This is a genomic window from Spirillospora sp. NPDC052242, from assembly GCF_040679555.1.
Taxonomy (GTDB): Bacteria; Actinomycetota; Actinomycetes; order Streptosporangiales; family Streptosporangiaceae; genus Spirillospora.
In genome coordinates this window covers 21666-43360 of the sequence record NZ_JBFAUZ010000050.1, presented here as the reverse complement: position 1 = coordinate 43360, position 21695 = coordinate 21666, and the positions used below count along the sequence as shown (strand labels likewise).

20 protein-coding genes are annotated in these 21695 nt (G+C 72.8%); 7 read left to right on the top strand and 13 right to left on the bottom strand.

Translation table 11 applies throughout. The features are described 5' to 3' along the window. Positions 1–13 precede the first annotated feature (13 nt). Positions 14–1774, bottom strand: a complete 1761-nt coding sequence (locus AB0L25_RS32545; protein WP_500176578.1) for an IS200/IS605 family accessory protein TnpB-related protein — start codon at positions 1772–1774, stop codon at positions 14–16. A 220-nt stretch (positions 1775–1994) separates the two neighbouring features. Between AB0L25_RS32545 and AB0L25_RS32540 the strand changes: the two genes are divergently transcribed. Then, complete coding sequence (locus AB0L25_RS32540) at positions 1995–4784, top strand: UPF0182 family membrane protein (RefSeq protein ID WP_500176604.1); 2790 nt, start codon at positions 1995–1997, stop codon at positions 4782–4784. 70 nt (positions 4785–4854) lie between these two features. Here the strand turns inward: AB0L25_RS32540 and AB0L25_RS32535 are convergent, their stop codons facing one another. After that, positions 4855–5940, bottom strand: coding sequence for an NAD-dependent epimerase/dehydratase family protein (locus tag AB0L25_RS32535; RefSeq protein ID WP_500176577.1), 1086 nt, complete (start codon positions 5938–5940; stop codon positions 4855–4857). Between the two features lie 91 nt (positions 5941–6031). Here AB0L25_RS32535 and AB0L25_RS32530 point away from each other — a divergent pair, with 91 nt between their 5' ends. Next, positions 6032–7453 (top strand): zinc-dependent metalloprotease, encoded by a 1422-nt coding sequence (locus AB0L25_RS32530; RefSeq protein ID WP_500176576.1) that lies wholly within the window; start codon positions 6032–6034, stop codon positions 7451–7453. A gap of 202 nt (positions 7454–7655) precedes the next feature. Then, positions 7656–8195, top strand: a complete 540-nt coding sequence (locus AB0L25_RS32525) for an NUDIX hydrolase (protein WP_500176602.1) — start codon at positions 7656–7658, stop codon at positions 8193–8195. Between the two features lie 7 nt (positions 8196–8202). Here AB0L25_RS32525 and AB0L25_RS32520 read toward each other — a convergent pair whose 3' ends face one another. From AB0L25_RS32520 to AB0L25_RS32510, 3 genes are all read right to left on the bottom strand, one after another. After that, complete coding sequence (locus AB0L25_RS32520) at positions 8203–8832, bottom strand: DUF2064 domain-containing protein (protein WP_500176575.1); 630 nt, start codon at positions 8830–8832, stop codon at positions 8203–8205. After that, complete coding sequence (locus AB0L25_RS32515; RefSeq protein ID WP_500176601.1) at positions 8829–9371, bottom strand: M48 metallopeptidase family protein; 543 nt, start codon at positions 9369–9371, stop codon at positions 8829–8831. Before AB0L25_RS32515 ends, AB0L25_RS32520 begins: the two co-directional genes overlap by 4 nt. A gap of 208 nt (positions 9372–9579) precedes the next feature. Further along, positions 9580–10368, bottom strand: coding sequence for an enoyl-CoA hydratase/isomerase family protein (locus AB0L25_RS32510; RefSeq protein WP_500176574.1), 789 nt, complete (start codon positions 10366–10368; stop codon positions 9580–9582). 174 nt (positions 10369–10542) lie between these two features. Between AB0L25_RS32510 and AB0L25_RS32505 the strand changes: the two genes are divergently transcribed. Beyond that, a complete protein-coding gene (locus tag AB0L25_RS32505; protein ID WP_500176573.1) occupies positions 10543–11874 on the top strand; it encodes an ABC1 kinase family protein in 1332 nt (443 codons plus the stop codon). Positions 11875–12082: 208 nt separating this feature from the next. On the opposite strand, the gene AB0L25_RS32500 is transcribed toward AB0L25_RS32505, so the two are convergent. From AB0L25_RS32500 to AB0L25_RS32480, 5 genes are all read right to left on the bottom strand, one after another. Then, on the bottom strand, positions 12083–12298 hold the full coding sequence (locus tag AB0L25_RS32500) for a hypothetical protein (RefSeq protein ID WP_500176572.1): 216 nt from the start codon (positions 12296–12298) through the stop codon (positions 12083–12085). Between the two features lie 199 nt (positions 12299–12497). Continuing rightward, entirely contained in the window at positions 12498–12776 is a 279-nt protein-coding gene (locus AB0L25_RS32495; RefSeq protein ID WP_051300364.1) for a WhiB family transcriptional regulator, read from the bottom strand. Positions 12777–12897: 121 nt separating this feature from the next. Beyond that, positions 12898–13302, bottom strand: coding sequence for a hypothetical protein (locus AB0L25_RS32490; RefSeq protein WP_500176571.1), 405 nt, complete (start codon positions 13300–13302; stop codon positions 12898–12900). 217 nt (positions 13303–13519) lie between these two features. Then, complete coding sequence (tesB, locus tag AB0L25_RS32485; protein ID WP_500176570.1) at positions 13520–14380, bottom strand: acyl-CoA thioesterase II; 861 nt, start codon at positions 14378–14380, stop codon at positions 13520–13522. An 82-nt stretch (positions 14381–14462) separates the two neighbouring features. Continuing rightward, positions 14463–16532, bottom strand: a complete 2070-nt coding sequence (locus tag AB0L25_RS32480; protein ID WP_500176569.1) for an ATP-dependent DNA helicase UvrD2 — start codon at positions 16530–16532, stop codon at positions 14463–14465. Between the two features lie 154 nt (positions 16533–16686). Here AB0L25_RS32480 and AB0L25_RS32475 point away from each other — a divergent pair, with 154 nt between their 5' ends. Continuing rightward, entirely contained in the window at positions 16687–16980 is a 294-nt protein-coding gene (locus AB0L25_RS32475) for a mycoredoxin (RefSeq protein ID WP_500176568.1), read from the top strand. A gap of 64 nt (positions 16981–17044) precedes the next feature. On the opposite strand, the gene nudC is transcribed toward AB0L25_RS32475, so the two are convergent. Next, positions 17045–17956 (bottom strand): NAD(+) diphosphatase, encoded by a 912-nt coding sequence (gene nudC, locus AB0L25_RS32470; protein ID WP_500176567.1) that lies wholly within the window; start codon positions 17954–17956, stop codon positions 17045–17047. 34 nt (positions 17957–17990) lie between these two features. After that, complete coding sequence (locus AB0L25_RS32465; RefSeq protein WP_500176600.1) at positions 17991–19373, bottom strand: dipeptidase; 1383 nt, start codon at positions 19371–19373, stop codon at positions 17991–17993. A gap of 97 nt (positions 19374–19470) precedes the next feature. Between AB0L25_RS32465 and AB0L25_RS32460 the strand changes: the two genes are divergently transcribed. Further along, the gene (locus AB0L25_RS32460; protein WP_500176565.1) at positions 19471–19779 is read left to right on the top strand and encodes a DUF4031 domain-containing protein; all 309 of its coding nucleotides are present in this window, start codon (positions 19471–19473) and stop codon (positions 19777–19779) included. On the opposite strand, the gene AB0L25_RS32455 is transcribed toward AB0L25_RS32460, so the two are convergent. Further along, the gene (locus AB0L25_RS32455) at positions 19765–20373 is read right to left on the bottom strand and encodes an HD domain-containing protein (protein ID WP_500176564.1); all 609 of its coding nucleotides are present in this window, start codon (positions 20371–20373) and stop codon (positions 19765–19767) included. The two genes, AB0L25_RS32460 and AB0L25_RS32455, sit on opposite strands and share 15 nt — an antisense overlap. Before the next feature lie 133 nt (positions 20374–20506). On the opposite strand from AB0L25_RS32455, the gene AB0L25_RS32450 reads away from it, so the two are divergent. Further along, complete coding sequence (locus AB0L25_RS32450) at positions 20507–21691, top strand: ATP-grasp domain-containing protein (protein WP_500176563.1); 1185 nt, start codon at positions 20507–20509, stop codon at positions 21689–21691. Positions 21692–21695: the final 4 nt, after the last annotated feature.

Below are 21695 nucleotides of genomic sequence, written 5' to 3'. Positions count from 1 at the left end.
GCGGGAACCGTCCCTAAACAGAATGCGGAAGAGGGTCTTGGACCCGCTTCCTGGCGCTGCGCGCGTCCCGAACGGTGTTGGATGCGCTGGTCGCCCGCGTTCTGGTACCCGTCCGGCGGGGTGCAGCGCGTGCACGGTCCGGGCCGGGGTGGCGGGGTCCCTCACGTCCTGGGGTGTCCGGTGGGGCCTGGACGGTCCGATGCCCCGCACGATCGCTCCGGTCGTGCGGGGGCGGTGCCGTCCGTCGCCGGATCGGATGCCCCAGGGCGCGTCGCCCGATCGCGATGCTCGCCGCATCGTGCCGGGAAACCTCACGATCAGGGGTGCACAGCGGCTTCTGCCAGTGCTGGGCACCCCATTTGCTGGTGTATGCGGGGTCGACGGCAACGATCGCCAGCCCCTGCTCGGCCGCCATCGACACCAGGCGGGCCTTCAGCTTTCCGGTGGGAAAGCCGGAGATCAACTGCCGGAACCGTTTACGGCGCCCGTGCTTCTCACGGGTCTTCTCGGCCGTGAAGTCCAGATCCTCGATCGCGATCGCGGCCACACCACGGGATGCGGCCCAGTGCAGCAGACGGGTGACGGCGTGCCGGATCTGCGCGTCACGGTGAGAGGCGGTACCGGTCAGGTCATACCCGAACCGCATGGGGTCCCCGACCGGGTTGCCGTGCCGGTCCAGACACCACGCGGCCAGGTGGTCGGCATTGGCGTCCACCCCGACCACACCCCGCGCGCACGCCGCCCGCAGGGGCATGGTGGGGACGGTGCGGCGCTGCCAGGACGCGGTCAGGTACCAGCGGTCGCGTTCGGGGTCGTGGTGGATGCCGTAGGCCACCGCCCGGCCAGCCTCGACCCGGTCGGCCCACTCGGCCCCCTGATGCTGGAACGCGACGCGGCCGGACAGGACGTACCGGCCGTATGGCGCGTTCGCCAAATGGGTCAGCGGGGCGGGGAATCGGATCGACACCCGGCCGTCGGGGGTGACGCGGATGGTCTCGTTGCCGTATCGCTTCCCGCTCTCGCCGTCTGCGGCCAAGAATGACCGTCCGGCCTCCCATCGTTCACGCCACTGCGCTTCGGTGAGCCCGGCGTGGTCCAGATGGTGGCGGGCGCGGGCAAGCCTCTTGCCGCCGCGCACCACCTGCACCACCCCGGCGTCCCGGTCGGCCCTGGCGGTCACGAGCCGGTCTTTCAGGACACCCAGGCGGCGGGACTTGGCGAACCATTCCCGCCGGGACCGGTACCCGCCCGGCGCACGCCCGGTGCCCTTGGCGCCGATCGGCGGGGACAGCCGATGTTCCAGCGTCCGCACTCCCGCTTCCAAGCCCTCGATGTGGGCGTGCTGGGCGCGGCGGGCCAGCGCCCACTGGTCATGGGTGGCCTTGGTGATCGACCCGGCCCACCGCGCCGACGACTCCCCGGTCAACTCCCGCTTGCGCGCCGCCCACTTGCCCGCGTCATGCTCCAGACCGTCGCGACACCGCGCCCTCAGGTCCCGGGCGGCCAACGACCCCAGATGTGCCCCTACGAGCCGCAGCACCCGCTCGTCCTCAGCAGTGAGGCCCTTGAGGCGGTCGCGCACCGCCACCCCGGACGCGCCCGCCACAACGAACGACGCCGCGATCACACGCACCCCGCCGACCATGGCGCGCGCCTTGCGATCTGGTGAGCCGTGGCGAGTCGGCGTCTCAACAACCTCGCCATCGGCGGCACGTGACACAATGAATACTTTAAGTGACAATATTAGAACATGCAATCGATTTTTGTCGCTCACGCCATGTGACTACGCGTCATCACGGGCATCCCCGGCTGCCCGTACGCTCAGGGACACCCTCCTGCCATCAGACCAAACCCCCGTTCCAGTCGGTAAGTTGCTTACACAGCACCGGCGGGCGGCCGGTGGGCGCGATCTCGATCGGAGTGGGGCCTTGACCTTCCGGACTCCCGGCCTCGGACGCCGAGCCGGCGGTGGGCGGACGCGGCTGTTGCTGCCTGTGCTGGTGGCGCTCGCGGTGTTGCTGGTGGCCTTCGTGGTCTTCACCGCTTTCTATACGGACCTGCTGTGGTATCGGTCGATCGGTTTCGAGACGGTCTTCACGACGCAGTTGCAGGCGCGGGCCGTCCTGTTCTTCGGGGCGGGTCTGCTGATGGCGCTCCTGGTGGGCGCGAACGTCCTGGTGGCCTACCGGCTGCGGCCCGCGTACCGGCCGCTGTCGGTGGAGCAGCAGGGGCTGGAGCGGTACCGGGCGGTGATCGATCCGCGGCGGCGGCTGATCGCCGTCACGATGCTGGGGCTGCTGGGCGTGTTCACGGGCGCGTCGGTGTCGGGGCAGTGGCCGACGTGGCTGGCGTTCATCAACCGGACGTCGTTCGGCGTCGAGGACCCGCAGTTCCACAAGGACGTCTCGTTCTACGTCTTCACGTACCCGTTCATCCGGCTGCTGCTGGGCGTGGTGTTCGCGACGATCATCCTGTCGATCCTCGCCGCGGTGATGGTGCACTACCTGTACGGGGGGCTGCGGCTGCAGGGGCCGGGCGACAAGGCGAGCCCGCCCGCGCGGGCGCACCTGTCGGTGCTCGTGGGGCTGTTCGTCCTGCTGAAGGCCGTCGCGTACTGGTACGACCGGTACGGGCTCGTCCATTCGGAGCGGGGGGTGACGACGGGCGCGTCGTATACGGACGTGAACGCGTTGATGCCCGCGAAGACGATCCTGGCGGTCATCGCGGTGCTGTGCGCGATCATGTTCTTCAGCAACCTGCTGCGCCGCGGGATGATGCTGCCGGGCGTGGGCTTCACGCTGCTGGTGCTGTCGGCGATCCTGCTGGGCGGGATGTACCCGCTGCTGATCCAGCAGTTCCAGGTGAAGCCGGACGAGCTGGCGAAGGAACGCCAGTTCATCGAGCGCAACATCAAGGCGACGCGTCAGGCCTTCGGGGTGGAGGGCGCGCAGCTCATCTCGTACGGCTCGCAGCCGAAGACCGATCAGGCGACGATGCGCGCGGAGGCGGAGAAGCTGGGCGGCGCCCGCATCCTGGACCCGAACGTCGTGGGCGAGACGTTCAAGCAGCAGCAGCGCATCCGGCCGTTCTACAACTTCCCCGACATCCTCGACGTGGACCGGTACGAGATCGACGGCGAGATGGTCGACACGGTGGTCGCGCTCCGCGAGCTGTCGGGTGCGCCGGAGGGCCAGCACAGCTGGATCAAGGACCGGATGGTCTACACGCACGGCTACGGGTTCGTGTCGGCGTACGCGGACCGGCTCGCCGGGGGCGGGGTGCCGGACTACATCACCCGTGACATGCCCGTCTCTGCGAACCAGCGGATCAACGTGACGCGGCCGGAGATCTACTTCGGGGAGCGGACGCCGGCGTACTCGGTGGTCGGCGGGAACGGCCAGGAGGAGCTGAACTACCCCGACAACAGCGAGAACGGCCAGCAGACGAGCAACTACGACGGTGACGGCGGCGTCTCGATCGACTCGTTCTTCCACAAGCTGCTGTACGCGACGAAGTTCCAGGACAAGAACCTGCTGCTGTCGGGCGCGATCAACGACGAGGCGAAGATCCTCTACGACCGGTCGCCGCTGGAGCGCGTCCAGAAGGCCGCGCCGTGGCTGAAGCTGGACGGCGACCCGTACCCGTCGGTGGTGAACGGACGGATCGTCTGGATCGTCGACGGCTACACGGCGTCGAACAGCTACCCGTACTCGGAGGAGATCAGCCTCGGCGAGGCGACCCGGGACACCATCACCGACACCCGGTCGGCGGTGGCGCGGCAGGCGGACGACCACGTCAACTACATGCGCAACTCGGTCAAGGCCACGGTGGACGCCTACGACGGCTCGGTGCGCCTGTACCAGTGGGACGACAAGGACCCGATCCTCAAGACGTGGATGAAGGTCTTCGACGGGACCGTCCAGGCCCGCTCGCAGATCCCTCCGGAGCTCGAGAAGCACTTCCGCTACCCGCAGGACCTGTTCAAGGTGCAGCGGACGATCCTCGCGAAGTACCACGTGACCGACCCGGCCGCCTTCTACAGCGGCGAGGGTTTCTGGGAGGTCCCCGAGGACCCGAGCGCCAAGGGCAAGCGGCAGCCGCCCTACTACCAGAGCCTGCGGATGCCGGGGCAGGACCAGGAGTCGTTCTCGCTGACGACGGTGTTCAACCCGCGCGACAACCAGCAGCTCGCGGCGTTCATGGCGGTGGGCTCCACTCCCGGGCGCGACTACGGGAAGATCAGCGTCCTGCAGATGCCGCGGAACGCGCAGCCGCCGGGTCTCAGCCAGGTGCAGAACGAGTTCGAGACCGACCCTCGGGTCAAGGAGGATCTGAACGCGCTGCGGCTCGGTCAGACCGACACCATCGGCGGCAACCTCCTGACGATCCCGTTCAGCGGCGGGCTGCTGTACGTGGAGCCGATGTACGCGATCCAGGAGAGCGCCAAGCAGCCGTATCCCGTCCTCGGCGCGGTCCTGGCCAGGTACGGCAACACGATCGTCCTGGCGAACACGCTGGAGGAGGCGCTGAACCAGATCGTCGGGGGCAGTCCCGCGCCGGCCGATGAAGGGGACGGCGAGAAGCCGGCGGACGGCGATGCCGGGGCCGGGGGCGCCCTGACCCCGGAGGCGCAGCAGGCGATCAACGATCTGAAGAAGGCCGTCACCGACTACGAGGACGCGCAGAAGAACCTCGACTACGACAAGATGGGCCAGGCCTGGGAGGCGATCAAGAAGGCGCGGGACGCGCTGGCCACCGCCCAGCAGGCCAAGCCGGAGTCGTAGCCGGGGCCGCGAGGACGATCGAGGGCCGCCGCCCGCACCCGGGCGGCGGCCCTCGCCGTGTCGCGGGCGGTCAGACCCGGCGGCGCTTGCGGGCGCGGCGGATCGCGGCGGCGGCGCCGATCGCGGCGACGGTGGCGCCCGCGGCGGTCGCGGCGGCGGCCTCCCGGCCGCCGACGCGGCGGCCGACGACCGCGTGCCGTCCGGCGATCTCGTCCATCAGCCCGCGCAGGGCGGCGGCGTTGTCGTACATGGGTTTCCAGCCGGCGGCGCGCAGCCGGGCGCAGTCGACGACCCACGGGTAGGCGACGTAGCGCAGCTCGGTGGCGGGCGCGGGGGTCATGCCGAGCCGGTGCAGCCGCTGCGCCGTCCCGAAGGTGAGGGCGGCGGGCAGTTCGAAGCCGCGCTTGCCGGTGATCTCGGCGACCTCGTCGGGGCCGATCCAGCCCTCGCAGCCGACGGCGACCGGGCCGGGGACGTGCTCGGTGACGATCAGGTCGAGGGCGGACGCGAGGTCCTCGATGTGGCAGAACTGCCAGCCGGGGGTGCTGCCCTTGACCGACAGCAGCCGCGGCGCCTCGAAGTGGCGGGTGACGAGGGTGTCGACGCCGGGCCCGACGAGCGCGGCCGGACGGACGACGGTGATCTCGAGCCCGGGGTGGGTGAGCGGCGCGGTGGCGGCCAGTTCCTCGATCTCCAGGTGGTCGCCGGCGATGCCGGTGTCGGCCTCGGCGAGCAGCGGCGCGTCCTCGGGGAGCGGGACGTCGTTGCCGGGTTCGGCGCCGTACACCATGGCGCTGGTGACGAGGACGACCCGGCGGACGCGCGCGGCGGCCGCGGCGGTCACGACGGTCTGCGCGCCCCGCACGTTGTGGGTGCGGCGTTCCCGCTGGTCGATCTCGGGCGACTGCTCGACGTCGAGGTGGACGATCACGTCGACGTCCGACAGCCGCCCCGACAGCAGCGGGTCGCGGACGTCCATGACGCGCCATGTGACGCCGGGCACGTCCCCGCGCTGCCCGTCGATGGCCACGACCTTGCGGATCTCCTCGCGCTCGGCGAGCCGGGCGGCCAGCAGCCGCCCCGCCCCGGTGGCCGCGCCGGTGACCGCGACGACCGGGCCCTTGCTACGCCGAGGGCGAACCTTGCCCGTTGCCACGGAGGTGCCCCCTTCCTTTTGTTCGCGACCTTGCCGGGACCGGCTAACGTTGCGGATATGAGCCCATCATGCATCCCAGGGGCGAACCGATATGAGTGACACTCCCTTCGGCTTCAACCGTCCCGGTGACGGAGACGACGACCGGCCCCAGGATCCATTCAAGGCCATGGGCGGCGACATGGCGCAGTTCGCCGACATGCTGCACCGGTTCGCCGACATGATCGGCGGCCAGGGCGCGGCCGGTGCGGGCGGCCCGGGCGGCGGCCCCCTGAACTGGGATCTGGCCAAGAACATCGCCCGGCACGCGGTGGCCGAGAAGGGCGACCCGTCGATCGTGGACGCCGAGCGGCGCCAGGTCGAGGAGGCGCTGCGGCTGGCCGAGCTGTGGCTCGACGAGGGCACGACGCTGCCCGCCGGCATCCGGACGCCGCAGGCGTGGAGCCGGTCGGAGTGGATCGAGCAGACGCTGCCGGTGTGGGCGAAGGTCTGCGACCCGATCGCGGCGCGCATGGTCGAGTCCATGGGCGGCGCGCTCGGCGGCGGCGAGATCCCCGCGGACGTCCAGGCGATGGCCGGGCCGCTGATCGGCATGGTCAAGCAGATGGCCGGTGCGATGGTCGGCGGGCAGGCCGGGCAGGCGCTCGGCGAGCTGGCCCGCGAGGTGACCGGTTCGGCGGACGTCGGGCTGCCGCTGGCGCCGGACGGCGTCGGGGCGCTGCTGCCCGCGGGCGTCGAGGCGTTCGGGTCGGGCCTGGAGGTGTCCGACGACGAGGTGCGGCTGTACCTGGCGCTGCGCGAGGCGGCCCACCAGCGGCTGTTCGCGCACGTCCCGTGGCTGCGGTCGCATCTGCTGGGCGCGGTCGAGGAGTACGCGCGCGGCATCACGGTCGACCTGTCGGGCATCGAGCAGGCCGTGCAGGGCCTCGACCTGAGCAACCCGCAGGCGATCCAGGACGCGCTGGGCGGCGAGATCTCGCTGCAGCCGGAGGAGTCGCCGCGGCAGAAGGCGGCGCTGGCGCGGCTGGAGACGACGCTGGCGCTGGTCGAGGGCTGGGTCGACACGGTCGTGAACCGGGCGGCGGACAACCGGCTGCCCGAGGCCGGGAAGCTGGCCGAGGCGGTGCGGCGGCGCCGCGCGACCGGCGGGCCGGCGGAGCGGACGTTCGCGACGCTGGTGGGGCTGGAGCTGCGGCCCCGGCGGCTGCGCGAGGCGGCGGCGCTGTGGCGGACGCTGACGGACGTGCGGGGCGTGGACGGCCGCGACGCAGTCTGGGACCACCCGGACCTGCTGCCGACCTCGGACGACCTGGACGACCCGGACGGGTTCGTGCACGGCCGCGAGGAGGGCCTGTCGGACCTGGACCTGTCGAAGCTGACCCGCGGCGAGGACGTCAAGGACACCGAGGACGCGCCCGAGGGCGAGGAAGTCAAGGACGCCAAGGGCGAGGACGCCAAGGGCGAGGACGACGGGCCGGACGAGGGGCCCGACGGCGACGCGGGGCCGCGGCGGTGAGCCGGCAGCGGCCGCACCGGGTGAGCGGCTGCCGGTACGAGCCGGGCTCGTCGACCAACGTGATCCGGCGGCGGGTCGCGCGGGCGAGCCTGTGCTGGCAGCGACCCATCGACCAGGAGCGACGGCGGCGCCATCTCGTCAACTCTCGGTATCCGCGCATCGGGCGCGCATGACGGACGACGCGGAACGCGTGCTCGCCACGGTGACGCTCGGCAAGGACGTGACCGACGTGCTGCGCCGCTGGCGCCCGCCGGACGACGCGCAGCGCGAGCTGGCGCTCGGCTTCCTGCGGCACCTGCGCGATCACACGCTGGACGGCCTGTGGCGCGAGTGCGCCGCCGGGCACATCACCGCGAGCACGCTCGTCCTGGACGCGACGCGCACCCGGGTGCTGCTGACCCTGCACTCGAAGATCAAGGCGTGGCTGCAGCTCGGCGGGCACCTGGAGCCGGGCGACGCGACGCTGGCGGACGCGGCGCTGCGGGAGGCGACGGAGGAGTCGGGCATCCCGGGCCTGCGGCTGCTGGGGCGCGGCCCCGTCCAGCTCGACCGGCACGCCGTGCGCTGCCATCCGCAGGGTTCGTGGCACCTGGACGTCCAGTACGCGGCGATCGCGCCGCCGGACGCGCGGCACGTGGCGAGCGACGAGTCCGACGATCTCGCGTGGTTCCCGGTGGACGCGCTGCCCGAGCCGACGGACGACGCGCTGCGCCGTCTCGTCGCGCGGGCCGTCCGGGCCTGACCGGGGCTCAGCCGCGCAGCGGGTGCCCCTCCAGCAGGGCCCGGGTGTTCTCCCAGCCCTCCAGCCCGGGGTCGAGGAACCGCAGGTCGGCGGTGGTGCGGATGCGGTGCCAGCCGGGTCCCTGCGGGACGAGCCCGGGGCGGGGCGCGGCGGCGCGGAGCCGGGCGAGCGCGTCGGGGGTGTCGAGGTCGACGTCGCCGAGGGCGGCGGCGAGCCAGCCGGGCAGCGGGAGCCGGGCGGCGAGCGCGACGAGCCCGTCCGGACGGGCGGCGCACGCGGCCGCCGGGGCCTGCCCGAGCGCCCGGAACAGTTTGCCGATCAGCAGCGGCGGCAGGTCGGGGGCGTCGCCCGCGACCAGCACGGCCTCCGCGGCGCCGGCGGCGTGCAGCGCGGCGAACGCGTCCGGCGGGGTCGCCGCGCGGACGATCAGCGTGCCGGGCCACGTGACGGCCTCGGCGTCCGGCTGGTCGGGCGGGTCCAGCACGAGGGCGGGCGCGACCAGGTCGAGGCCGGCGACGACCTCGCACGCGTCCTCGAGCAGCGCGAGCCGGAACGCCTCGGGGTCGACGCCGGGCGGGGCCGCGCCAGGACTGCTGCGGGCGTGCGACAGCACCGCGGCGTGGCGGGCCGAGCTCAACCGGCGACCCCGTACCGCTCGTCGCGGTGCAGGGCGTCGCCCCGGTGGGCGTCCTTGCCGATGTCGTCGCCGGGCGCGTCCGACTCCATGGGCAGGTGCGCCGCGGCGGCGACGCCCTCGAGGTAGCCGCGGGCGCGGTCGGCCTTCGGGTAGTTGCCGACCAGTTCCCAGAAGTCGGCGCCGTGGCCGGGGATCAGCAGGTGCGCCAGCTCGTGGACGAGGACGTAGTCGACGACCCAGCCGGGCATGCCGCGCAGCCGCGTGGAGAGCCGGATCGTCCCGTCGTCGGGGGTGCACGATCCCCAGCGGGTGCGCTGGTTGTCGACCCAGCGGACGCTCACGGGATCGGCACGGCCGTCCAGGTAACGGCGGGACAGTTCGCGGGCGCGGGACTCAAGGTCGGCGTCGCTGGGACGCCGCTTGCGTTCGCGCTCCTCCAGCCGTTCCAGGATGGTCGCGATCCACTGTTCCTCTTCGGCCTTGCTCAGCCTGGACGGAACCATCACCACCACCTTGTCCCCGTCGCGGTAGGCGGACACCGTCCGCCTGCGGCGGGAGCTGCGGCGGACCTCAACGTTTGGGGGCACGCCAGAACCGTACCCAAAAATTTGCGTCCGCCACAGGGGGTGTTTGACGTTTTCGCAGGTCAGACGCCATGTTTTAACTAGCCCATAGGCGTGCGCACACGTCCGCGCAACCTTGACGGGGCCGTTCGCGGCCGCTACGCCCCCCGATCCGTGGTATTGATCATTCGCCGGTGAAGCGCGGGGCGCGGCGTTCCCGCTGCGCGGTGAGGCCCTCGACCATGTCCGCGGTGGCCATCGTGACGGGCTGCGCGAGCGACTCCCAGCGCAGCGCGGACTCCATGTCGGGGTGGCCGCCTCCGGCCAGCGCGACCTTCGTGAGCCGGGTCGCGACGGGCGCCTGCGCGGCGACGCGTCCGGCGACCTCCAGCGCCTCCGCCAGCACCCGCTCCCGGGGGACGGCACGGTTCACCAGGCCGGACGCCTGGGCCTCGGCCCCGGTGAGGACGCGTCCCGCGAGCAGCATCTCGCGGGCGAGCGGCAGCCCGGCGACCTCGGGGAACAGCCAGGTGGCGGCCATGCCCGGGTGCAGGCCGAGGGCGGTGAACGGGGCGAGGAGCTTGGCGTCCTCGGCGGCGTACCGCAGGTCGCAGGCCAGCGCGAGGCACAGCCCGGCACCGACGGCGTGCCCGTTGACGGCGGCGATCGTCGGGACCTCCAGGTCCCGGACGGCGAGCCACGTCCGGTAGAACTCCAGCATCCGGTCGCGCAGCGCGGGGACGGCCACGGAGTTCGTGTCGGCGAGCCAGGAGAGATCGCCGCCGGAACTGAACGCGCCGCCCGCACCGGTGATCACGACACACCGCACGTCCTGATCGGCGCGCAGATCCGCGACGGCCTTTTTCCAGGCGGCGGTCATGTCATCGGCCATCGCATTGCGGCGGTCCGGGTCGTTCAGCGTGAGAACGGCGATTCCGTCCGGGCGGCGTTCGACGAGCAGCTCTTCGGGCACGGGACGCACCGTACCCTGCGGCCCGCGGGCGCCGCGCGGCGGGGCGCGAGGACGCGTGAGAAAGCGCACACTTACCACATTTCCCCTGGTCATGCGAGTGCGCCGTTTCCGGCCATGTCGATTGTTCATCCGGCACTGTGGCGGAAACGGCGGCCGATCGCGGAGAATGGCCGGGTGAGCGATCTTCCCCGCCGCGCGGTGACGCGGTCAGCAAAGCTGGCGTCCCTCCCCCTCGGCTTCGCGGGGCGTACCGCCCTGGGCGTGGGGAAGCGGACCTTCGGGCGGCCCGCCGAGGTCGTCGCGATGGAGATCCAGACGCGCACCGCCGAGCAGCTGTTCAAGGTGCTCGGTGAACTCAAGGGCGGAGCGATGAAGCTCGGCCAGATGCTGTCGATCTTCGAGGCGGCGCTGCCGCCGGAGATCGCCGGCCCGTACCGCGCCACCCTGACCAAGCTGCAGGAGGCCGCTCCCCCGCTGCCCGCCTCGGCCGTCCACAAGGTCCTCGCCCAGGCGCTCGGGGACGACTGGCGCGACTCGTTCGCCGAGTTCGACGACGAGCCCGCCGCCGCGGCGTCCATCGGGCAGGTGCACAAGGCCGTCTGGCACGACGGCCGCACGGTCGCCGTCAAGGTGCAGTACCCCGGCGCCGGCAAGGCCCTGATCAGCGACTTCAACCAGCTCGCCCGTGTCGGCCGGCTGTTCGGCGTGCTGATGCCCGGCCTCGACGTCAAGACGATGCTCGCGGAGCTGAAGGAGCGCGTCGCCGAGGAGCTCGACTACGAGATCGAGGCCGAGTCGCAGACGATCATCCGCGAGGCCTACCTCGACGACCCCGACTTCTACATCCCCGAGGTGATCGCCCAGTCCGGCGACGTCCTGGTCACCGAGTGGATCGACGGCACCCCGCTCTCGCAGATCATCAGCGAGGGCGACCAGGAGACCCGGAACCACGCCGCGCTCCTGTACTGCCGGTTCCTCCTGTCGGGCCCGAAGCGGTCCGAGCTCCTGCACGGCGACCCGCACCCGGGCAACTTCCGCCTGCTCGAGGACGGGCGCCTCGGCGTCATGGACTTCGGCGCCGTCGACCACATCCCGGGCGGGTTCCAGCAGCGCCTCGGCCTCCTGCTGCGCATCGGCACGATGGCCGACATCGACGAGGTCGAGGAGGCGCTGCGCCGCGAGGACTTCATCCGCGAGGGCGTCGACATCGACGCCGAGTCGCTGCAGGGCTTCCTCGCGCCGATCACCGAGCCGTTCGTCACCGAGACGTTCCGGTTCAACCGGGAGTGGCTGCGCGAGCAGGCCGCCCGCGTCACCGACCTGCGCCCGACGAACGTCGTCCGGCAGCTCAACCTCCCGCCCGAGTACGTGATCATCCACCGCGTCCTGTCGGCGGGCACGGGCGTGCTGTGCCAGCTCGACTGCGAGATCCCGGCCCGCGCCGAGTCGCTCAAGTGGATCCCCGGCTTCGCCGACGACGAGGACGGGGAACTCGTCACCGGCTGAGTGCGCATGGCAAGGCCCGGCCCTAGGCGGCCCGGCCGAGGAACGTGCGAAGGGCCCCGCACGCCGACACGGCGTGCGGGGCCCTTCTCGGTGGCGTCCGGCAGTGGGGGGCCGGACGCCTCCTGGCGGGTCCGCCGGGAGGCGCTCCGCTCTCGCGCCCGGAACAGGGCGCGGACGCGCGGCCGCCTGCGACCTCGCGGACCCCGGGTCAGGCCCGGCCGTGCCTCCGTGGACGGCCGCGCGGGCTCGCGTAGGGGTCGGGTGCCGCCGTCGGGGCGAGCAGGACGCGGCGGACGCGGGACGCGCGGATCTGCGCGTCCCGGCGGGCGCGGCGCAGGGCGCGCACCCGGACGGCCAGGTCGTCGGCGGCGATCGCGGTCGCCGGCTCGGGCTCGGTGCCGAGTCCTTCGGTCATCGTCGTCATCTCGTCCTCCCGGGAGTGAAATGCCTTCCCGGGTGTTATTTCCCCTTTGGGGCCTTTGTGTTTCCATTCGGCGGCGGAGGGCGCGTATCGATTCGGAAACGCGCCCTCCGCCGGCGGTCGGGTCCGGTGAGCGACCCCGGGCACATCACCCGCGGTCGCCGCGCCGATGCTCGTGTGAGCGGCTGCCGCCGTCCGTCCCTCAGACGGTCACGTCCTCCGGGCGCGGGTGCTTGCGCGGGCGGCCGCGGGGCCGCTTGCGGGGCACGATCACGCCGCGGACGAACAGTTCACCGCCCCAGACGCCCCAGGGCTCCTTCCGCTCGAGCGCCCCGGCGAGGCACTGCTTGCGGACGGGGCACTCCTGGCACAGCGCCTTGGCGAGCTCGACGTCGGCGGGGTCCTCGGCGAAGAACAGCTCCGGGTCGGTCCGGCACGGAAGCGTGAGGTCCTCCTCGCTCACTGCGAGAGCCCCCTGCATCACAGTCACCCTTGTTCCTCTCGTTGGATCTCAACGGGCGTGTCGGTGGGTTGTCTGGGCAAAAGAGAAGGCCGCGGATCCGGTGTCTGGATCCGCGGCCTGGGGGCTTGCCGGTGTCTTGCTAGACCGGTCGCCTCCAGGGGTACGGACCCGACACGCCGCCCATCAGGGTGGCGCCCTTGCGGGCCGTGGCCGAAGCCTGGATGGTCACGTCTCCGAGAAGGTGTTCGGAGACACTCCACCCCTGCTCGTCCTGGAATCGCTGCGCACGACGGACGCCGCGCAGATCACAGAGATCGCGCAGGTCACGCGGCTGCTCGCCGAGCTCGGCGCGAAGCCGGACGGCAGGGATCGCCTCGTTGCCGAGGATTGATCCGCTGATCGGCTCATGACCGCCGGTGCCGGCGGACGCGCCGCGCAGTCTGAACTTGCGCGGGACGTCGGCGGACACCGGGGAATAGGCGGTCGAGGAGCCGGGGCATGCGGCATTCCGGGACGGCATGTTCGAGAACATCGTGAAAATCACCGGACTGCACACCACCTCTCTGGCTCCTCGGGCCGGACCGGGCGGATCAAGATCCACCAGGCGGCCGCCTGATTGCTCGCGTACGAGACTACGGGGACATCGGCAAATCGAGCAAGATATTTTTGACCTGCGGTTTTGTGGGTCACTTCACCGCGATCAAGGGGAACCCGAGCCGTTCGGACGGCGTCGAACCTCTCGGGAGAGCCCTGCGGGACGATCAGTCCGAAACGCGGACGAGCCCCTCCTGCATCACCGACACCACCAGCTCCCCGGAACGGGTGAACACCTGCCCCCGGGCGAGCCCGCGCGCGCCCCCGGCGAACGGGGTGTCCTGGTAGTAGAGCAGCCAGTCGTCCGCGCGGAACGGGCGGTGGAACCACATCGCGTGGTCGAGGCTGGCGCCCATCGTCCGCTTGTCGCCCCACGCGAGACCGTGGTTGAGCAGGACGGTGTCGAGGAGCGTCATGTCGGACGCGTACGTCATCAGGCACACGTGCAGCAGCGGGTCGTCCGGGAGCTCCCCGTCGACCTTCAGCCACACCTTCGACTCCGGCGTGGCCAGCGCCGGGTCCTTGGCCGCCTCCCAGGTCAGCGGGGTGGCGTGCCGGATGTCGATGGGCCGCCGGTTCACGAACTCCTCGGCGCCGCGCCGTCCGAACAGGGGCGTCAGCCGGGTGAGGGAGTCGGGGAGGGTCTCCGGGTCGGGCGCGTCCGGCATCGGCGCCTGGTGCGCCGGGCCGTCCTCGACGATCTGGAACGACGCGGACAGCGTGAAGATCGCCTTGCCGTGCTGGACGGCCGTGACGCGGCGCGTGGTGAAGGACCGGCCGTCGCGCACCCGGTCGACCGTGTAGACGATCGGGACGAGCGGGTCGCCCGGCCGCAGGAAGTAGGCGTGCAGCGAGTGCACGGGGCGGTTGACCGGGACGGTGCGGCCGGCGGCGACGAGCGCCTGCCCGGCGACCTGCCCTCCGAAGACGCGTTGCCGCCGCTCGTCCGCCGTGCGGCCGCGGAAGATGTCGTTCTCGATCTGCTCGAGGTCCAGCAGGTCCAGCAGAGCCTTCAGAGTCTCCTTCACGCCCGCCAGTCTCCCCCATCCGGCCGTGTGACCGGCCTCTCACCCCGGGCGGGCCCGCCCCCGGGCGTCCCGAAAGGCCCGCTCAGACGCCGCAGAGGCCGAGGACGGCGTCGCCGTAGCGGTCGAGCTTGACCTTCCCCACACCCGGGATCCGGGCGAGCTCCTCCCGCGACTCGGGCCGGTGCTCGGCGATCGCCTGCAGGGTGGCGTCGGTGAACACGACGTACGCGGGGATCCGCTGCTCGGCCGACACCCCGGCGCGCCAGTCCTTGAGGGCGATGAGCAGCTCCTCGTTCAGCTCGGCCGGGCAGTCCTCGCAGCGGCCCAGCTTGCGCTCGACGGCCGCGGTCAGCGGACGTCCGCACACCCGGCACGGCTGCGGCCCCTTCGCCGGACGCCGCTTCACCGACCGGTCGAGACGGGCCGGGACGTGCGTCGCGGTCTTGCCGGTGAGGCCGTCCAGGAACCGGGACGGGCGCCGCGCCTGCGCCCCGCCCGGCGACCGCGACAGCGCCCACGACAGGTGCAGGTGGACGCGCGCCCGGGTGACGCCCACGTAGAGCAGCCGGCGCTCCTCCTCCACCTGGGCGGGCGTCTTGGCGTAGATGATCGGGACGGTGCCCTCGACGAGCCCCACGAGGAACACCGCGTCCCACTCCAGGCCCTTCGCGGCGTGCAGCGACGCGAGCGTGACGCCCTCCAGCGGCGGCGCGTGCTGCGCGGCGGCGCGCTCCTCCAGTTCGGCGACGAACTCGGGCAGGCCCGCCTGTGGATCGTCGGCGGCCATGTCCTCGGCGAGCTGCGCCAGCGCGGCGAGCGACTCCCACCGCGCGCGCGCCACCCCGGCCCCTTCGGGTGGACGGTCGGAGAACCCCGCGCCCGACAGCACGTGCCGCACCGTCCGGATCAGCCCGGTGCCGTCGGTCTCGGCGTCGGCGCCCGCGCGGGCCGCGCCCCGCAGCCGCACGACCGCCTCGCGCACCTCGGGCCGTTCGAAGAACCGTTCCGCGCCCCGCAGGACGTACGGGACGTTCGCGGCGGCGAGCGCCGACTCGTACGTCTCCGACTGCGCGTTCGTCCGGAACAGGATCGCGATCTCGCGCGCGGGGACGCCCTCGTCGACGAGTTTGCGGACGCGCCGCGCGGTGTCGTCGGCCTCGGCGATCTCGTCGTCGTACTCGTTGAACACCGGCGCGGGCCCGTCCGGGCGCTGCGCCACCAGCTCCAGCGCGTGCCCGGACGCGGGCGCCCGCCCCAGCAGCCCGTTCGCCAGCCCCACCACCTGCGGCGTCGACCGGTAGTCGCGGACGAGCCGGACGACCTTCGCGCCGGGGTGGTCGGCGGTGAAGTTCAGCAGGTGGGCGGCGCTCGCGCCGGTGAACGAGTAGATCGTCTGGTTGGGGTCGCCGACGACGCAGATGTCGTCGCGGTCGCCGAGCCAGGTGTCGAGCAGCATCTTCTGCAGCGGGTTGACGTCCTGGAACTCGTCGACGACGAAGTACCGGTACTGGTCGCGGACCTGCCTGGCGACCTCGTGGTGCTCGGTCAGCACGGCGGCGGTCAGCTCGAGCATCCCCTCGAAGTCGAGCAGGTTGCGCTGCCGCCGCAGCTCCTCGTACATCGCGTACGTCCGGGCCACGTCGGCGATCTCGACGGACGGCCGCCGCGCCGCCCGCGCGGCCGCCGCCGCGTAGTCCTCGGGGCGGTTCTGCGTGACCTTCGCCCACTCGATCTCGCCCGCGACGTCCCGTAGCTCGCCGCCGCCCAGCGACACGCCGATCTCGCGCGCCGCGTCCGCGACCACCCGGATCTTGGACTCCAGGATCTTCGGCGGCTCGCCCCCGACCACGCGCGGCCAGAAGTAGGTGAGCTGCCGCAGCGCCGCCGCGTGGAACGTGCGGGCCTGGACGCCCGGCGCGCCGAGCGCCCGCAGCCGCCCGCGCAGCTCCCCCGCCGCGCGGGTGGTGAACGTCACGGCCAGCACCCGCTGCGGCGCCACCACCCCGGTCCGCACCGCGTACGCGATGCGGTGCGTGATCGCCCGCGTCTTGCCCGTCCCGGCCCCCGCCAGGACGCACACCGGCCCCCGTACCGCCTCCGCGACGGCCCGCTGCTCGGGATCGAGTCCCTCCAGCACCGACTCCAACGACATCCCCCCATGTTCGCAGCAGTCACCGACCGGGTCGGCCCGCCTCACGAATTGTGGACGACCGATGTCCGCACGGAATGCGAATCGGGCATCTAGTGTTCTTCCGTACGCGCGATCACGCGCGACCGTACGAACGACGAGGGAGGACGACGCACCGATGGCGACGCCCACCGCCGACCGGGCCGAGGTGCCCGCCGGGCAGCTCACCATGTACACGACGACCTGGTGCGGCTTCTGCCGGCGCCTCAAGAGCCAGCTCGCCCGGGACGGGATCGAGATGGTCGAGATCGACATCGAGCGCGACCCGAAGGCCGCCGAGTTCGTGATGAGCGTGAACGGCGGGAATCAGACCGTGCCGACCGTCGTCATCGGGGGCACCGACATCGTCCTGACGAACCCCAGCGCGAAGGAAGTCAAGCGCCACCTGGCGGAACTCGCCGCCGACGCCTGATCCCACCGCTCCCCGACGGCCCGCCGCGCCCACGCGGCGGGCCGTCGGCGTGGAGGGAGCCCGTTCAGAACGGGGGCATCTTGGGGAGGTCGCCGCCGTACCAGCGCATGATGAGCTGGGCGGCGATGGACAGGGGGCCGGGCGCGACGATGTCGCCCGCGTCGAGCGCGGCGCGCAGGTCGTCGCGGGTGTACCAGGCGGCGTCCAGGATCTCCTCCGGGTCGGGGCGCAGCGCGGTCTCGTCGGTCACGGCGGTGAAGCCGAGCATGAGGCTCTGCGGCATCGGCCACGGCTGGCTGCCCAGGTAGCGGACGTCCCGGACGTGCAGGCCGACCTCCTCGTGGACCTCGCGGGCGACGGCCTGTTCGAGGGACTCGCCGGGTTCGACGAACCCGGCGAGGATCGAGCGGCGGTCGGCGGGCCACTGGGGCCCGCGGGCGAGCAGGACGCGGTCGTCCGGATCGGTGACGAGCATGATCACCGCCGGGTCGACGCGCGGGAACTGCTGGGCGCCGTCCCGGGGGCAGACCCGGACGTGCCCGCCCTGCGTCACGCGGGTCTCGGCGCCGCAGCGGGGGCAGAACCGGTGCGTGGCGTGCCAGTGCGCGAGCGCGACGGCGTGGGTGAGCAGCCCGGAGTCGCGGTCGCCGAGGACCGCGCCGACGCGGCGCAGGCCGGCGCGTTCGGCGCCCTCGACGGCGACGTCTCCGGCGACCGCGAAGTAGGCGGTGCCGTCGGCGTCGACGCCGAGGAAGAGGCGGTCGCCGGCGGGGGCCTGGGCGGGCGGGACGAAGACGAGCGCGGGCGCGGGCTCGTGGACGACCGGGGCCCGGCCCTCGTGGACCGGCAGCACGCGGGTGCGCGGGTCGTCCCAGGCCGCGGCGAGCCAGGCGTCGTCGCCGCGCCGCTCGGCGGCCCGGTCCAGGGTGCCGCGCGCGAGCGCCAGCCATTCGAGCGGGCCGTCGGTCACCGTCATGTGTCTCCCCCCAGTTCGTGTCGCCGCGGGCGTGTCAGCGCAGGGCGGCGGCGAGTTCTTCCCACAGGTGCGCGGCGGTCTCGGCGCCCTTGAGCAGCAGCGGGATCTCGACCTTCTCGTTCGGCGCGTGGATGCGGTCGTCGTCCAGCCCGACCGCGACGAAGATCAGCGGCGCGTCGAGGACGTCGGCGAGGTCGGCTTCGGGGCCGCTGCCGCCCTCGCGGGTGAACAGCACCTCGCGGCCGAAGGCGCGCTCCATGGCGCGGCGGGCGGCGAGCACGCCGGGCGAGTCGATCGGCGAGAAGCAGGGCCGGACGCCGCCGCCGGGGATCCGGACCTCGGCCTCGACGCCGGGCGGGGTGCGCTCGGCGACCCAGGCGCGGAACGACTCCTGCACCTTGCCGGGGTCCTGGCCGGCGACGAGGCGGAACGAGATCTTGGCGTGCGCGTCGCGGGGGACGATCGTCTTGCCGCCGGCGCCGGTGTGCCCGCCCCACATGCCGTTGATCTCGGCGGTGGGGCGCGCCCAGATCCGTTCGAGGGTCGTGTAGCCCTTCTCGCCGTGCGGGGCGCGGCTGTTCCCGGCGGTGCGGAGCCATTCGGCCTCGTCGAACGGGAGTTTCGCGAACAGGGCGCGCTCGTCGGCGGTGAGCGGGACGACGTCGTCGTAGAAGCCGGGGAGGGTGACGCGCCCGTCGGCGTCGTGCAGGCCGGCGAGGAGCGCCGCCATCGCGTGCAGCGGGTTCGGGACGGCGCCGCCGAACGAGCCGGAGTGCAGGTCGGTGGCGGGGCCGCGGAGGGTGACCTCGGCCTCGGTGAGCCCGCGCATGCCGGTGCACATGGACGGGACGTCGGCGGCCCACATCGTCGTGTCGCTGATGACGATCGCGTCGCAGGCGAGCCGGTCGCGGCGGGCGCGCAGCAGGTCGGCGAAGTGCAGGGAGCCGGACTCCTCCTCGCCCTCGACCAGCAGCTTCACGGTGACGGGCGGGGCCTGCGCGCCGGTCGCGGCGAGCAGGGCGCGGAGCCCGAGGGTGTGGAAGAACACCTGGCCCTTGTCGTCGGACGCGCCGCGCCCGATCAGGCGGTCGCCGTCCTCGACGGGGGCGAACGGGTCGGTGTCCCATTCGCCGAGGGGTTCGACGGGCTGGACGTCGTGGTGCCCGTAGACGACGACGGACGGTGCGTCCGGGTCGGCGGCGGGCCATTCGGCGAACACGGCGGGCAGTCCGGGCGTGTCCCAGATCTCGACGGTGGGCCAGCCCTGGCCGCGCAGGTGGTCGGCGAGCCAGGCGGCGGACCGGCGGACGTCGCCGGCGTGGGCGGGGTCGCCGGAGACGGAGGGGATCGCCAGCCATTCCTTCAGGTCCGCGACGAACCGGTCGCGCTCGCCGCGGATGTATCCGACAACGTCGATGTTCTCGACTGCGTCGTTCACTTCCCATGCCCCTTTGCATGTCGTCGTACTGTCGTGCACAGTACGGGATCGCCGCACTCGCCCACGGGAGGGCCTCTTGATCCTCATCGATCCGCCGCTGTGGCCGGCGCGCGGCCGGGTGTGGTCGCACATGGTCAGCGACGTGTCGTACGCGGAGTTGCACGCGTTCGCCGAGGAACTCGGGATGCCGCCGCGCGCGTTCGACCGCGACCACTACGACGTCCCGTCCGAGTTGTACCAGGCGGCGGTCGCGCAGGGGGCGGTACCGGTGGGTTGCCAGGAGTTGCTGTCGCGTCTGACGCGTGCGGGGCTGCGGCGCCGGAAGGTCGTGCGGGAGTCGCTGCGCGCGCGCACGGCCGTGGCCGATGCGTCAGGTGTTCAGTAGGGCCAGTTCCGTCTGGATGTTGTGCCGGGCGGTCATCTCGAAGCGCGCGCGGGCCGGTGGCGTGTTGAACAGGGACGGCAGCGCGAGCAGGGAGCCGAGCACCTGCGCGCGTCCGGCCCGGTAGAGCTCGTCGGGGACGAACGCGTACTCCTCGCGGACGGCGGCGGCGTAGGCGGCGTACGCGTCGGGTTCGGCGCCGAGGATCGCGAGGTCGGCGTCGCACAGCACCTGGCCGTCGCGGTCGCCGGGGCCGGGCGCGTGCGCGGCGGTCAGCTCGACGAGCCGGACGACCTGCGCGACGTCGTCCGGGGACAGGTCGGTGTCGGTGAGCATGCGGTCGGCGAGGCGGGCGCTGCGCTCCTCGTTGTCGGCGCGCTCGGGGTCGTAGACGGCGTCGTGGAACCAGGCGGCGAGCCGCACGACGTCGGGGGACGCGGCGTGGTCGGCGAGTTCCTCGACGAGGTCGAGGACGGCGGCGAGGTGCTCGCGCGTGTGGTACCGGCGGTGCGGCTCGCCGTAGCGGGCGTCGAGCTCGGCGCCGATGTGGCGGGTGTGGGGCCCGGCCAGCGCGACCCACCGCTCGATGAGATCCATGTCTTCATCTTGGCGGATCAGGGGACGGTGGGAGACACGCGGTGCCATCGTTCTTGCCCGGGGGGTGTCGCGCCGCCACTATGGTTGGCGATCTAGAGTTAGGCAAGGCTTACCTCACTGGAAAGGGCCCCTCGTGGCCGCCTCCCTCTACCTGGTCGCCGGCAAGGCGACCGACTCGGTGACGCACGGGTTCCTGCCCGCCGCCGCGCGCCTGGGGCTGGACGTGGTCCTGCTCACCGACCGCCCCGCCGAGCACGCGGACGTCCCGCCGCCGGTCCGCGCGGTCGTCGAGTGCGACGTCTCCGACTTCCGCGACGTCATCGACCGGATCGACCGGATCGACCGGATCGACGGGACCGCCGCGCGCGGGAGGCCCGCCGGGATCTTCTCCAACAGCGACTTCCTCCAGGCACCGGCCGCCCTGGCCGCCGCGTACTTCGGGCTGCCCGGCAAGGACTGGCGGGCGGCCGCGCGGGCGAAGAACAAGGCGCTGGCCCGCCGCCACCTCGCGCGCCTCGACCCCGTCTTCTCCGCGGACGCCCGCGCCGTCCCGCCGGACGCGCCGTACCCGCTGGTCGTCAAGCCGCGCGAGGGCGTCGCCAGCGAGGACGTCTTCCTGGTGCGGGACGCGGACGAGCTGCGGGCCCGCGTCGCGGAGATCGGCGCGCGCCGCGCTGACCCGCTCGTCGCCGAGGAGTACCTGCCCGGGACGCTGCACACCCTGGAGACCCTCGGGGACGGGCACGAGGTGCGGGTGCTCGGGTCGTTCCGCACGGACGTGTCCCCGCCGCCGCACTTCGTCGAGGAGCGTCTCGAATGGGCGCCTCCCCCGCCGGAGACGCCGCAGGTCCTCGCGCAGCTGGAGGCGCTCGGCGCGGGGTTCGGCGCGTGCCACACCGAGTTCGTCGTCCACGCGGGCCGGGCGCGGATCATCGAGGTGAACTACCGGCTGATCGGCGACCACTGCGACTTCCTGCTCGCCGACCTGCTGGGCGTCCCCCTGCACGAGCAGATCCTGCGGGTGCACCTCGGGGAACGCCTGGCCCCGGCCGTCCCGCGCCCGCGCGGGCACGCCGTCGCCGAGCCGGTCATCGCCGACCGCGCCGGCCGGCTGACCGCCGCGCCCGGACCCGTCGAGCTGGACGACGGCGGCGTGCGGCTCGCGTACCGGCCGCAGCGCACCGTCGGCGACACGATCGCCCTCACCCGTACGAACCGGGACTACCTGGGCACCGTGCGCGCGATCGGGCCGGACCCGGACGGCGTCCGGGCGGCCCTCGCCCGCTTCCGCGCCGCCCGCGAGTGGACGATCGCGTGACCGA

What these genes read in the sequence shown, in the direction of transcription:
- AB0L25_RS32530 (WP_500176576.1), top strand. Translation starts at nt 6,032, where the DNA reads ATGAGTGACACTCCCTTCGGCTTCAACCGTCCCGGTGACGGAGACGAC.
- AB0L25_RS32500 (WP_500176572.1), bottom strand. Translation starts at nt 12,298, where the DNA reads ATGACGACGATGACCGAAGGACTCGGCACCGAGCCCGAGCCGGCGACC.
- AB0L25_RS32495 (WP_051300364.1), bottom strand. Translation starts at nt 12,776, where the DNA reads ATGCAGGGGGCTCTCGCAGTGAGCGAGGAGGACCTCACGCTTCCGTGC.
- AB0L25_RS32480 (WP_500176569.1), bottom strand. Translation starts at nt 16,532, where the DNA reads ATGTCGTTGGAGTCGGTGCTGGAGGGACTCGATCCCGAGCAGCGGGCC.
- AB0L25_RS32475 (WP_500176568.1), top strand. Translation starts at nt 16,687, where the DNA reads ATGGCGACGCCCACCGCCGACCGGGCCGAGGTGCCCGCCGGGCAGCTC.
- nudC (WP_500176567.1), bottom strand. Translation starts at nt 17,956, where the DNA reads ATGACGGTGACCGACGGCCCGCTCGAATGGCTGGCGCTCGCGCGCGGC.
- AB0L25_RS32455 (WP_500176564.1), bottom strand. Translation starts at nt 20,373, where the DNA reads ATGGATCTCATCGAGCGGTGGGTCGCGCTGGCCGGGCCCCACACCCGC.